General features: G+C 65.4%; 12 protein-coding genes and 1 pseudogene. 8 read left to right on the plus strand and 5 right to left on the minus strand.

The annotated features are described in order from the left end of the window. A pseudogene (locus BLQ28_RS32520) lies at positions 1-129 on the minus strand (Y-family DNA polymerase); the annotation flags it as partial. Continuing rightward, positions 129-515 (minus strand): LexA family protein, encoded by a 387-nt coding sequence (locus BLQ28_RS06535; RefSeq protein WP_371126578.1) that lies wholly within the window; start codon positions 513-515, stop codon positions 129-131. The pseudogene BLQ28_RS32520 and the gene BLQ28_RS06535, both read right to left, overlap by 1 nt. Before the next feature lie 137 nt (positions 516-652). On the opposite strand from BLQ28_RS06535, the gene BLQ28_RS06540 reads away from it, so the two are divergent. Both BLQ28_RS06540 and BLQ28_RS06545 read left to right on the plus strand, forming a co-directional pair. Next, entirely contained in the window at positions 653-1,621 is a 969-nt protein-coding gene (locus BLQ28_RS06540) for an SOS response-associated peptidase family protein (protein WP_093237858.1), read from the plus strand. After that, positions 1,618-1,917 (plus strand): hypothetical protein, encoded by a 300-nt coding sequence (locus BLQ28_RS06545; protein WP_093237859.1) that lies wholly within the window; start codon positions 1,618-1,620, stop codon positions 1,915-1,917. Before BLQ28_RS06540 ends, BLQ28_RS06545 begins: the two co-directional genes overlap by 4 nt. A gap of 174 nt (positions 1,918-2,091) precedes the next feature. On the opposite strand, the gene BLQ28_RS06550 is transcribed toward BLQ28_RS06545, so the two are convergent. After that, on the minus strand, positions 2,092-3,471 hold the full coding sequence (locus tag BLQ28_RS06550) for an MFS transporter (RefSeq protein ID WP_256327196.1): 1,380 nt from the start codon (positions 3,469-3,471) through the stop codon (positions 2,092-2,094). A 206-nt stretch (positions 3,472-3,677) separates the two neighbouring features. Between BLQ28_RS06550 and BLQ28_RS06555 the strand changes: the two genes are divergently transcribed. Then, the gene (locus BLQ28_RS06555) at positions 3,678-4,604 is read left to right on the plus strand and encodes a LysR family transcriptional regulator (protein WP_093237862.1); all 927 of its coding nucleotides are present in this window, start codon (positions 3,678-3,680) and stop codon (positions 4,602-4,604) included. 393 nt (positions 4,605-4,997) lie between these two features. Here BLQ28_RS06555 and BLQ28_RS06565 read toward each other — a convergent pair whose 3' ends face one another. Further along, the gene (locus tag BLQ28_RS06565) at positions 4,998-5,411 is read right to left on the minus strand and encodes a DUF3224 domain-containing protein (protein WP_093237865.1); all 414 of its coding nucleotides are present in this window, start codon (positions 5,409-5,411) and stop codon (positions 4,998-5,000) included. A gap of 61 nt (positions 5,412-5,472) precedes the next feature. On the opposite strand from BLQ28_RS06565, the gene BLQ28_RS06570 reads away from it, so the two are divergent. The 3 genes from BLQ28_RS06570 to BLQ28_RS06580 all read left to right on the plus strand — a co-directional run bounded on the left by BLQ28_RS06570 (position 5,473) and on the right by BLQ28_RS06580 (position 8,397). Then, the gene (locus tag BLQ28_RS06570; RefSeq protein WP_093237867.1) at positions 5,473-6,312 is read left to right on the plus strand and encodes a helix-turn-helix domain-containing protein; all 840 of its coding nucleotides are present in this window, start codon (positions 5,473-5,475) and stop codon (positions 6,310-6,312) included. A gap of 201 nt (positions 6,313-6,513) precedes the next feature. Beyond that, the gene (locus BLQ28_RS06575) at positions 6,514-7,305 is read left to right on the plus strand and encodes a lysozyme inhibitor LprI family protein (RefSeq protein ID WP_176801037.1); all 792 of its coding nucleotides are present in this window, start codon (positions 6,514-6,516) and stop codon (positions 7,303-7,305) included. A gap of 249 nt (positions 7,306-7,554) precedes the next feature. Further along, the gene (locus BLQ28_RS06580; RefSeq protein ID WP_093237870.1) at positions 7,555-8,397 is read left to right on the plus strand and encodes a winged helix-turn-helix domain-containing protein; all 843 of its coding nucleotides are present in this window, start codon (positions 7,555-7,557) and stop codon (positions 8,395-8,397) included. A 27-nt stretch (positions 8,398-8,424) separates the two neighbouring features. On the opposite strand, the gene BLQ28_RS06585 is transcribed toward BLQ28_RS06580, so the two are convergent. Further along, positions 8,425-9,420: an AraC family transcriptional regulator gene (locus tag BLQ28_RS06585; protein WP_093237871.1), complete on the minus strand. Its 996-nt coding sequence runs from the start codon at positions 9,418-9,420 to the stop codon at positions 8,425-8,427. Between the two features lie 194 nt (positions 9,421-9,614). On the opposite strand from BLQ28_RS06585, the gene BLQ28_RS06590 reads away from it, so the two are divergent. Further along, complete coding sequence (locus BLQ28_RS06590; RefSeq protein WP_093237873.1) at positions 9,615-10,406, plus strand: SDR family oxidoreductase; 792 nt, start codon at positions 9,615-9,617, stop codon at positions 10,404-10,406. A gap of 35 nt (positions 10,407-10,441) precedes the next feature. Beyond that, positions 10,442-11,683 (plus strand): styrene monooxygenase/indole monooxygenase family protein, encoded by a 1,242-nt coding sequence (locus BLQ28_RS06595; protein WP_093237874.1) that lies wholly within the window; start codon positions 10,442-10,444, stop codon positions 11,681-11,683. The last annotated feature ends 7 nt before the right edge of the window (positions 11,684-11,690 follow it).

Genomic DNA, 11,690 nt, shown 5'->3' on the forward strand with positions numbered 1-11,690 from the left:
CTCGTCACTGCGGCTGATCGCGCACCCGTCGTTGTTGCTCAGGACGACGACCGGCCGGCCCCGCAAGCTCGGCTTGAAAACCCGCTCGCAGGACACGTAGAAATTGTTGCCGTCGATCAGCGCGAGCATCACGTCTGGAACTGCTTGATGCAGCTCGTCACCACGCCCCATACCTCGACGACCTGGCCATCGGAAGGCGTGATGTCGGGGTACGTGGGGTTGCCTGCCTTGAGCTTCAGTCGGCCGGCGCGTAGGTGCAGCTGCTTGACGGCGAAGTCCCCGTCCACGACAGCGACCACGATCTGGCCGTGCCGCGGCTTGATGGCCCGATTGACCACCAGCAGGTCGCCATCCTCGATGCCGAGCTCGCGCATGCTGTCGCCGGCGACGCGGAGAAAGAACGTGGCCTGGGGGTGCGTCACCAACACCGTGTTCAGGTCGATGCGCTTTACGAGGAAGTCTTCAGCAGGCGAGGGAAAGCCGGCGTGGACTCGCGCGTCCGCAATTGGCAGCATCAGGACTTCGGTGGAAAGAGCCACCGGGACCGATTGCGCCAAAACACTGTTCATTCATACAGTATAGGTCGGGCACATCACGAATGTGTAAAACCGATGGCCTACAGCCCGTTGCCGGGCATTTGAAAGGAGCTGCGATGTGTTTTTCAGCCGAGGTCCGAGCTGATCACGGGGCTTTCCTGCGCCTGTTCCCCAAGTCCAAGATGTCCATCAAGGACTTCCACGATGCCTACTGGAAGCGGAAGTTGAAGCCGATGCTGTTCCCGAAGGCCATGGATGCGCAGTTCGCGCACCCACGGAGTGAAGAGGAGCAGGCGGTCAAGGCGCTGATCGACGAGTTCAACGCCGACCAGGTGATGAAGTACGAGCAGACGCTGTTCAAGCAGCGCGCGCGCCTAGTCGCTGCGGAGCGGGTGCTGCAGGTGAAGCAGACCAAGCAGGCGCTCAACGACCAGCGCATAGCAGGAGAGAAAATCCCGTGGGCATTGGCCAAGCTGGAAGACCTGAAGCGGGTCGACCTGAAGCCACGGGACTCGCGCATCTTCCCCGGATGGTATGCGCCCGTGCTGATCGTCGAGAACGACGAGTGGGTCATCAAGCCGATGCGATACCAATGCCGTCCAGAGGGCAAGCCGGCCTTCTACGACACGAAGTACCCGGGCACCTACAACGCGCGCCGCGACAACATCCGGAACTTCTGGAAGGGGCAGTTCGGTAAAACCCACGGGCTGATGATCGTCAACGGCTTCTACGAGAACGTCAAACGGCACGACATGGAGCACCGCGAGCTGCGACCGGGTGAGGAGCCCGAGAACGTCGTGCTCGAGTTCAGACCGAAGCCGCAGCAGGACATGCTGATCGCCTGCGTCTACTCGCACTGGACACCGCCCGAGGGCTCGAACGATGAGGACTTATGGTCCTTCGCCGCGGTGACCGACGACCCGCCGCCAGAGGTGGCCGACGCTGGGCACGACCGCTGCATCATTCAACTGCGCCGCGAGAATGTCGAGGCTTGGCTTACGCCGCAAAGTCGCAAGCTGGATCAACTCGATGAGATCCTCGAGGACAAAGAGCGGCCTTACTACGAGCATCGGATGGCAGCATGATCGACATCGTTGCAATTGGAACCCTCCTGTACACCCTCGGAAAGGACTACAAGGAGCGAGGTCAGTGGAAAGACGAAAAGAAGCTCGTCGACTACAACTGGCCGGATCAATCTGGCTTCAAAGAGAAAGCCGCTGAGCAGGGCTATGAAGTTCGATGGGTTCGGCCGGACAAGGTCGCAGCACGCGAGCTGGAAGGCTATGACGTCATGCTAGAGCGCGATGCTGAAGCCAAGGTCAGCCGAACGCTGGTGCTCTGGGACGGCAATGTCTTGATGGGGCGCAAAGTCCAATCGTGATGGCCCATGGGATGGCCTATAGAGAAGGCGAACTCCTCCGAAGCCCGCATGAATGCTAGATTCTTCGGGGACACACTCTCCGCCAGCGACCTAGTGCTCATGCTGGTTTCTGGGTTGGGGGGGGACCGTCCTTAGGACTTCAGTCGCACAAGACCACCCCTCACGCATCCTCGATCACGCGACGCGAGTGACCCTTGCAGGGCTTCGGAGCAAGCTCGCCACGCTCCCCGACAACGCAGCCAAAGCCGCCATCGCCAGCCCCCAGCGCACAGCGCTGTGCGACGACAACAGCCCGAACATCAAACTCATCAACAGGCTGCCCAGCGTCAACCCCGTGAGTCGGGCGGTGCCTTGCGCGCCACCGGCCGCGCCGCTGCGCTCCTTGGGTGCCGAGAGCAGCATGTTCTGGTTGTTCGGTGTCTGAAAGAAGCCGAAGCCCAGGCCGGCGAGGCCGGTGAACAGCGCGATCGGCAAGGTCGCGTTGCCGTGCAGCGGCCACAGGGCGCACAGGGCCAGGCCACTCGCGAAACACGCGCTTCCGGCCGCGCACAGCCAGGCGCTCGGCACGCGTTGGGCCAGGCGTGCCGAGAGCGGTGCAGCCAGCATCACCGCCAGCGGCCACGGGGTCATCAAGAGGCCGGCGGTCACCGCGCTTTGGCCGAGTTCGTGCTGGATGTAGAACGGCAGCGCCACAAGGCTGGCCATCTGGCCGGTGAAGCAGCAGACGGAGGCGATGACCGAGACCCGAAAGGAATGCACGCGCAGCAGGTCGAGCGGGATCAACGGCGCCGCCTTCGGCATCTCGCGCCGCACCAAGAGGACCATGCAAACGACCGACATGGCGAGCAACGCACCGCCGTGCAACGGATGCACCACCAGCCGGTCACTTCCGAGCACGAAGGCGGCGAACATGACCGCGTTGAGCGCGATGCTCCACACATCGATGGGTCGCGCCGAGCGCGGGGGGTTCGGCAACCCCGTGCAGGCGGCGAGCACAAGGAGACCGATTGGCAGGTTCACCGCAAAGAGCCATGGCCAACTCGCCGCGGAGAGTACGAAAGCGCCAAGGGTGGGGCCCGATGAGGATGCGGCCGCAACGGCGAGTGCATTCCAGGCGATCGAGCGCGCCAGCAATCGACGCGGATAGGTGAAGCGCAAGAGCGCCAGCCCGAGGGGCATCACGGCTGCGCTGCCCAGGCCCTGAAGGCACCTCGCGGCCACGAGCCACGGCAGCGACGGGGCCAAGGCGCACAACACCGATGCGGCGGTGAACAGTGCGACACCACCGGCGAAAACGCGCCTGTACCCGAACCTCTCTCCGACAGCAGAGGCCGGCAACAGGAACATGACCACGGCCAACTGGTAGGCGGTGATGATCCAGACGGCATCGGCGGGCGTCGCTTGCAACTGCTGGGCAATGCCTGGCAGCGCGATGTTGGCGATGGCGCCATCGAGCACCACCAGCACGCCTGCGCCCAAAATCGCGGCGACGGCTGCGTAGCGTCGCGGCAAGGGCAGGCCGTCGGTGTCTTGAACTGCGTTCGCGTCGTTCACCGCTTGGGGTTCGACAGCGCGCGCAATGAGGGAAGAAGGGGGCGGTTGAAGCGTTGGTGACAACATGATGGGACGACTGGAGGAGGCACGCTGTATCGCGCCAGGTCAGCTTAGGACTGCGCATACGGCTTGCACAGCGCGCGGCGCGCAACTTGTCCCTGCGTGCGGCGCCTGTCGAAATCCTCGCAGCCGTGCTAGGTTCGGGCATGCCAACAGAAGCCGACCTGAACCTGCTGTTCGCGTTGAACGCACTTCTTTCCGAAGGCAGCGTCGCAAAGGCTGCCGAGCGCCTGGGCCTGAGCGAATCGGCGATGAGCCGGGCGCTCGCGCGGTTGCGGGAATCGACCGGGGACGAGCTCCTCGTGCGCGCGGGCCGCGCCATGGTGCTCACGCCGCATGCACTGGCACTGCGCGACCGCGCCAGGGAGCTGGTGCGGGAGTCCAGTGCGGTGCTCCAGCCCGCCGGCGCGAGCATGGACCCTCGCGCGCTCCGCCACCTGTTCACCATACGGGCCAACGACGGCTTCATCGAGGCCCTTGCGCCTCGGTTGGTGGCTCGCGTCGCGCGCGAAGCGCCCGGCGTTCGCCTGCGCTTCGCGCCCAAGCCCGACAAGGACGTTCGCCCACTGCGCGAAGGATTGCTCGATCTGGATGTCGGCGTTCTCGGCGAGTCGGGCCCGGAGGTGCGCCTTCAGGCGCTCTTTCGCGACCGATTCATCGCGGTCGTGCACCAGGATCATCCTCTGCTCGCCGAACCCGAGATCACCGCCGAGCGCTACGCTGCCTGCGACCACGTGATTACCTCGCGCCACGGCAGGACAGAGGGGCCGGTGGACGATGCGCTCGCAGCCATGGGCCTGGTGCGTAATGCTTCGGTCGTCGTGCCCAGCTTCAACACCGCCTTGTCGATAGCGGCTGCGACCGATCTGGTGGCACTGATACCGTCGTCGTACTTCGAACACCTCAGGGCGCGGGGCACGCTGCGCTCGTTTCCGCTACCCATGCCTACGGAGCAGATCACTGTGTCGCAGATGTGGCACCCGCGTCTTGATCGGGACCCTGCGCATCGGTGGCTGCGCGGGATGGTGCTGGAGGTTTGCAGGCCGCTGAATGAGCAGGAAAGAGTGCCGTGATTGGATTCGAGTTGGGGCTTACCGAGATGTTCGGCGAATCTGTTGCCTCGACCTGTTGAATCCGTCGTCGGCCGCTTTCTTCATTGGGGTCGCCGTCAATAGGCGTCGCGCAAAAGGCGGACGAACGTCGAGAGAGATCGTTGGTTAGCGCCGCCGCATCGGCATCGCGCTACAGCAGCGGGGCCATCAGCACGAAGACAGCGCTGCAGGCCATGAAAAAGGCGACAGTGGTCGGCATCGAGGCGGTCCCTTCACAGTCTTCCCCCTGGCCTCTACCAGCGCCGAACCGCTGTCGAGAGGCAGTGTCCACGACGCAGGTGAAGTCGCAGTGAAGTCTGTGCGGGAGTTCTGTGAAACGATACCCGCCGTCCTGTTTCGCGATGCCTTCCTGCGTCAATCGGTGCCGTCTGGCAGCGTGAATTCGAACCGGTAGGCGTGCGCACCATCCGCGGCGATGTCGATGGTCATCCGGCCCGTCAGGCCGGTCAGCGTTTCGGTGCCCGAATCCGGAACGACCGTGATGGACTGCGCCGCCTCGCCGCGTGTTCTTGTCGAGCTGTGCTGCAGCACGAAGCTGCCGCGTCGGCCGTCGAGCGTGCCGCGCACCGTTTCCATCGCGACGTAGCCGGCCGAGCCGTCGGTCGCGCTGCGAAAAGCTAGCATCTCGCCCGTGCTCGTCGCGTCCAGCGCGCCGTGGAAGCGCTTGTCGATCGACATGCGCAGCAGGCCGCTTTCGCCAGCCACGCTGCTCGATGGCTGCGGCGCAATCTGGACGTCGAATGGACCGTTGACGGAATGAGGAATCATCTTTGGCATCGTGGAGTGACGTGATCGTTCAAGGTGGGAGTGCATTGAAGCAGCAAGACGCATGACGACGATTGGAAAAACACGACGACCGGTTGCCCGCGAGGCGCGCGGGGTTCTGCACACGCTGGCGACTGGCGAATTCGCCCATTGCCGCGACGCTCCACCGCCTGCTCTCGAAGACTGGGTTGAGCATTTCTGGCGCGTGCGCTGGAACCTCGAAGGACTGCCGCCGCAAGTGCAGGAAACGCTGCCTCACCCGAACGTGCACATCGTCATCGAGCGCGGCTCGGCACAGGCGTTCGGCATCCACACCCGGCGATGGACGCGCGTGCTCGAAGGCCGCTCTTCGGCCTTCGGCATCAAGCTTCGGCCGGGGGCGTTCCGCGCCTTCCTGGGCAGTGCCGTCTCGGGGCTGAAAGATTCTTCGCTGCCGATGGAGGCGCTATGGGGGACTGACGCGCGCGAGCTGAACGACATCGTCGACAGCAGCGGCGAAATGGGTGAAGACACCGACGTAGTCGAACAGGTGTCGCGGTTTCTGATCGCTCGCCTGCCGGCTGTCGATCCGAACGCGCTGCTGGCCGGACGCATCGTCGACAGCATCGTGGACGACCGTGAGCTCAAAGGCGCCGGCGAACTCGCCGAACGTTTCGGAATGAGTCTGCGCGCATTGCAGCGGTTGTTCAACGAGTACGTCGGCATCGGTCCGAAGTGGGTCATCAACCGCTACCGCATGCATGAGGCGATTGCCCGCGTGCAGGCGGGTCAGCCCGTGTCCTGGGTGGCGCTCGCGCAGGAGCTTGGCTACTTCGACCAGGCGCATTTCATCAGTGACTTTCGCAAGCTGGTCGGCAAGACCCCGGCGGACTACGCACGCGAACTGGACTCTGCGCCCGGCTGAGCCGAAAGAACAGACCTTGGCAGTGAGCATCGATCGGGGCCGATGCCTGCGAAACCGGAGGTGGCATGTTCAACGGCTTCACGCTGGCGGTTGCGCAGCGGGGCGGCATGGATTGCCAGCTCAATGTGCGAAGAACCGATGTGTACCGAGGTTATTCCTCGGGCGACAGCCATAGAATTTTCTCTTTTTGGCAGAGGCTCCATGCGTCGTCTTACATGCGCTCTCATCCTGTCGATTTTTTCCGTGCTGGCGTCGACGCAGGCATTCGCTGACGAAAACTCCTGCGCAGGACCTGGCCCGAAGGGGCCCGATGCCCTCGATGCGGCGCTGGCCGGCACGCCGACCTGCAAGGCGGCCATGGCGATGCTGCGCCAATGTGCCTGGGGCTCCAGCATGGACACGACGTTCGGCGCCACCGTCGTGAGCAAATGCGAGCAAGAGTTTCTCGGCAAATTGACACCACCAGACCGGCGCGCCTACGACCGTCAGATGAAGCTCTGCGCCGATCGCTACGCGCATCGAGACGGCACCATGTACATCTCGGCCACCGCGATCTGCCAGGCCGATGTCGCCACCCGCTTCGCCGCCAAGCAGGAGCGTGTCGACGCCCCGTCCGGCCAGGCGAGCTTCGATTGCGCGAAGGCCAGGACACCCCTCGAAAAGACCATCTGCGCCGACCCGGAAGTGGGGCGTGCAGACCTGGTGCTTGCCGAGCGCTATACCTCGGCACTCAAGGGCTTGGAGAAGGGTGGAAGTGCCAGGTCGAGCCTGGTCGCCAGTCAGAACAACTGGCTGAAATTCGTCAGCCGTAGCTGCCCCCTGGGAGCGGTCGGCGGCACTCCGTCGCCCGCCGCGCGCGCCTGCGTGCTCGCTGCCTTCACGGCGCGGAGCGCGCAGCTGGAAACCTGCCGCCAGCAAACCGGGGAGAGCCACGACCGGTGCATCAACGATTTTCAGGATCCGCGCGGCGACGGGAAAAAAGCGGCGCGGTGAAGAGCGGGGGCTTGCACAAAGGCCCGCTGACGTGCCTCGGCGCCGCAGGGGGGCTGCGCCGCAAGACCACCGCAGAAGTGTGAACACCGCCACAAGAATTTCACGAAATGTGTGTGCCGCACCAGTGAATGTTCACGAAATCTCGCAATCGGCTCCCATGGATTTCCCGTCTCGGTAACGATTCGCTTCTCTTTCAATTGCCGTCCCGCGAAGGTTGGTCGTCCTTCAGGTTTCACCCCCGCGACAACGATGCAATCCATTCCTGCCATCGCGGCCTCGGCGCCGCGTTTCATTCCGAAAGCGATCATGACGACCCCTTCGAGAGATGCGCTGTCCCTGGCGCTTCTCGACAACGAGGAGCCCCGGCGGACGGCCCTTCGTGCAAGGCTCCAGCAACTGGGCCATGAATGCGCCGTGTTCGCCAACGCGAGTGAGCTGATCCTGACGCTGAGTCGCGGGCGCCGGTTCGGATTGCTGCTGTCGGTCCCGCAAGAAGACGCATCGCTCGGCGGCCTGCCCGCGGCCTGTCTGATCCTCGGCATGCCCGTTCTCGTGGTGGTCTCCGGAGGGCAGTGGGGGCCTCTTGCATCGACGGGCGGAGGCTTCGAGTCCAGCGGCACGCTGGGCGCCGATGTGTCGCGGATGGCGGATGCGGAACTGGACTGGCTGGTCCGTGCGCTGATTCAGCGCACCAGCACGGCCCCCGCCATCGACTGGCCCGACAGCGCCGAGGTATGGGGCGACTACCACTTCTACGAGAGCAGTCGCAGCGTGCAGTTCAAGGGCCAGGAGATCAGGCTGCAACCGCGCCAGTTCGGCTTTGCGTTGCAGCTCTTTCGCAATCTCGGCCATGTGATGGGACGAGATCGGCTGTGGCGGGAGCTGTGGCGAATGCCGGCCCAGCGCGAAGGCAAGCGGGCGCTCGATGCCTGTGCCTCGAACGTGCGCAAGCGGCTCGAGCTGAACGGCGAGAACGGGTTCCTGCTGCGGGCCGTGTACGGACAGGGCTATCAGCTCATCGAGGTGCAACTGCACAACGCTTCGTCAACAGGCGATGCCGTCAACCCAGGGCTTTGCGACGACAGGCTTTGAAGATCGGCGCCCGGCCTGAAGAAAGGCTCAAACGCGCCGGGCCGTCGTCTCCGACGGCCGCTCGCCGAAGCGAACGCGGTACTGCGCCGCGAAGTGCCCCAGGTGAAGAAAGCCGTACTTCTGCGCGACCTCGCGGACCCCTGTGCCGGGCGAAGCCTGCAGCTCGGCCCGCACCCTGTCGAGCCGCAGCTCGCGCAGGAACTCCATCGGCCCCTGTCCCGCATGCTGGCGAAACGCCAGTTGCAGGGCGCGCGCACTGCAGCCGACTTCGCCGCAGATGTCGGCCAGCGACAAGGGCTGGTCGGCATGGGCGGCCATGTACTCCTGCGCCCTGCGGACCACGCGCGGCAGCAGGTTGCGCCGCGTGTCGCCCGCCAGCGCCCGCGAGTGGTTGTGCCCGGCCGACATCAGCAGGCACGACATCAGGTACTCCTCGGCATGCTCGGCCAGCGGACCACCCGCCTGCAGCGCGTTGCCGGCATCGAGCGTGAGCCGCAGGTAGTCGATGAAGTGAACCAGCGGCGACAGCGCGGGGTTGTCGAGCGGCACGCCGAGGTTGAACACCAGCGGCTGGTTGACAGGCGCCTGCAGCAGCGCTTCGAGCCGCGAAAGCAGTGCCGGGCGGGCCAGTCGCACGATCAGGTGCGGGCTGTCGTCGGCCCAGCGCATCGACAGCGGTTCGGTAGGCGAGGGCAGCGAGGCCAGGCGCGGGGTCGCGTCCACATGCTGGGCACCGCAGCGGATGTCGGCACCGCCGCGCAACGGGATCTGCAGCAAATAGAAGTCCTGCAGGTAGCCGGGGTCGATCTGCACGCCGGGGCCGTACTGCACGTAGTTGAGGCTCACGTTCCGGTGCAGCCGCGCGCTGTGGTGGCAGGCATCGAGTTCGGTGCGCGGCCGCAGCATGACCAGGCCGTGCGGACAGAAAACGCGCGCCACGCTTTCGCGGGCCTCGTCCATGTCGTGGCTCTCGAAAAGCCGGTAGCGCTGCAGCGGCAGCAGGGGAGTCGTGGCGGTTTCCATGGGGCAGGGTCACCGTAGCAAAAACCGTCCCCGCCCACAATTCGGGCCGGCCCTCACGCAAAGCATGCAAAAACCTGCGCGCCAGGGACAGGCCCTGCGTTTGCGGGATTCGCCCGCGGCCCGCCGCCTCATAACGTTCGCTCCACGGCACAGGCCATTCCGGCCCGTTCGATCAGCACAGGAGAGCAAACGTCATGTTCAAGGGACTCGAAGGCAAGAGCGCCATCGTCACAGGCGGCGCCACACTGATAGGCGCCGGCGTGGCGCGCGCGCTGCATGGGGCCGGGGTGAAGGTCGTGGTGGCAGACATCGACGCCGCCAACGGCCAGGCGCTGGCCGATTCGCTCGGCGCCGGCGCGCGCTTCGTGCGCACCGACATCACCGACGACGCGCAGGTGAAAGCCTGCGTGGCGGAGGCGGCCGCGCGGCACGGCGGCGTGCACTTTCTCGTCAACCTCGCGTGCTCGTATGTGGACGACGGCTTCAAGTCGCCGCGCGCCGACTGGCTCACCTCGTTCAACGTGAACGTCGCGAGCGCGGTGGCGATGCTGCAGGCCGCGCATCCGCACATGGTCGCGGCCGGCGGCGGGGCGGTGGTCAATTTCACGAGCATCTCGTCGCGCGTGGCGCAGACGGGGCGCTGGCTCTATCCGGTGAGCAAGGCGGCGATGGCGCAGCTCACCCGCAACATGGCGATGGACCTGGCACCGGACCGCATCCGCGTGAACAGCGTGTCGCCGGGCTGGACGTGGTCGGCGGTGATGAACCAGCTCTCGGGCGGCGACCGCGCCAAGACCGATCGCGTGGCTGCGCCTTTCCATCTGCTGGGGCGCGTCGGCGATCCGGACGAAGTGGCGCAGGTGGTGCTGTTCCTGTGCTCCGACCACGCGAGCTTCGTGACCGGTGCCGACTACGCGGTCGACGGTGGCTATTCGGCCATGGGCCCCGAGCAGGCCGTGCCCGCCATTCCCAAGTTGATGGACTAGCTCCGGCCCGGAGCATCACAAGCAAGGAGCAAGCAATGAAGCGAATCGCCATCGTCGGCGCGGGCCAGTCGGGCCTGCAACTGGGCCTGGGCCTGCTGGCCGCAGGCTACGAAGTCACCATGTTCAGCAACCGCACCGGCGACGACATCCGCCACGGCAAGGTCATGTCGAGCCAGTGCATGTTCCACACCTCGCTGCAGATCGAGCGCGACCTGGGGCTGGACCATTGGGCGAGCGATTGCCCCACGGTGGACGGCATCGGGCTGGCCGTGCCGCACCCTGAGCAGAAGGGCGCCAAGGCCATCGACTGGATCGGGCGGCTGAACTCGAGCGCGCAATCGGTCGACCAGCGCGTGAAGGTTCCGGCGTGGATGGCCGAGTTCCAGAAGAAGGGCGGCGAGCTTGTGTTCAAGGACGCGGGCATCGACGATCTGGAGGCCTGCACGAAGAGCCACGACCTCACGCTGGTCGCCAGCGGCAAGGGCGAGATCTCGAAGCTCTTCGAGCGCGATGCGCACAAGTCCACTTACGACAAGCCGCAGCGCGCACTGGCGCTGACCTACGTGAAGGGCATGACGCCGCGCAAGCCGCACTCCGCCGTGTGCTTCAACCTGATTCCCGGCGTGGGCGAGTACTTCGTGTTTCCGGCGCTCACCACGACGGGGCCCTGCGAGATCATGGTGTTCGAAGGCGTGCCCGGCGGCCCGATGGACTGCTGGGCCGATGTGAAGACACCGCAGGAGCACCTGGCGCGCAGCAAGTGGATTCTCGACACCTTCACACCGTGGGAGGCCGAGCGCTGCAAGGACATCGAACTGACCGACGACAACGGCATCCTCGCGGGCCGCTTCGCACCGACGGTGCGCAAGCCGGTGGCAACGCTGCCTTCGGGGCGCAAGGTGCTGGGCCTGGCCGACGTGGTGGTGCTCAACGACCCGATCACCGGCCAGGGCTCCAACAACGCGGCCAAGTGCGCCGACACCTACCTCCAGAGCATTCTTGCGCGCGGCGACGGCGCGGCCGATGCGGCGTGGATGCAGCAGACCTTCGACCGCTACTGGTACGGCTACGCGCAATGGGTCACGCAGTGGACCAACATGCTGCTTGCACCGCCGCCGCCCCACGTGCTGAAGTTGCTGGGCACCGCAGGCGCGGTGCCGCCACTGGCCAGTGCCTTCGCCAACGGGTTCGACGATCCGCGCACCTTCTTCCCGTGGTTTGCCGACCCCGTCGAGGCGGACCGCTACATCGACACCTGCGCTGCCGCCGCTGCGTAGCCGGAGC

Origin of the sequence: Variovorax sp. EL159, assembly GCF_900100965.1 — a bacterium.
In the GTDB taxonomy this organism is placed as follows: Bacteria; Pseudomonadota; Gammaproteobacteria; order Burkholderiales; family Burkholderiaceae_C; genus Variovorax.

Coding starts and splice junctions, on each gene's coding strand:
- BLQ28_RS06535 (WP_371126578.1), bottom strand. CDS start 515: ATGCTGCCAATTGCGGACGCGCGAGTCCACGCCGGCTTTCCCTCGCCT.
- BLQ28_RS06540 (WP_093237858.1), top strand. CDS start 653: ATGTGTTTTTCAGCCGAGGTCCGAGCTGATCACGGGGCTTTCCTGCGC.
- BLQ28_RS06545 (WP_093237859.1), top strand. CDS start 1,618: ATGATCGACATCGTTGCAATTGGAACCCTCCTGTACACCCTCGGAAAG.
- BLQ28_RS06555 (WP_093237862.1), top strand. CDS start 3,678: ATGCCAACAGAAGCCGACCTGAACCTGCTGTTCGCGTTGAACGCACTT.
- BLQ28_RS06565 (WP_093237865.1), bottom strand. CDS start 5,411: ATGATTCCTCATTCCGTCAACGGTCCATTCGACGTCCAGATTGCGCCG.
- BLQ28_RS06570 (WP_093237867.1), top strand. CDS start 5,473: ATGACGACGATTGGAAAAACACGACGACCGGTTGCCCGCGAGGCGCGC.
- BLQ28_RS06575 (WP_176801037.1), top strand. CDS start 6,514: ATGCGTCGTCTTACATGCGCTCTCATCCTGTCGATTTTTTCCGTGCTG.
- BLQ28_RS06580 (WP_093237870.1), top strand. CDS start 7,555: ATGCAATCCATTCCTGCCATCGCGGCCTCGGCGCCGCGTTTCATTCCG.
- BLQ28_RS06585 (WP_093237871.1), bottom strand. CDS start 9,420: ATGGAAACCGCCACGACTCCCCTGCTGCCGCTGCAGCGCTACCGGCTT.
- BLQ28_RS06590 (WP_093237873.1), top strand. CDS start 9,615: ATGTTCAAGGGACTCGAAGGCAAGAGCGCCATCGTCACAGGCGGCGCC.
- BLQ28_RS06595 (WP_093237874.1), top strand. CDS start 10,442: ATGAAGCGAATCGCCATCGTCGGCGCGGGCCAGTCGGGCCTGCAACTG.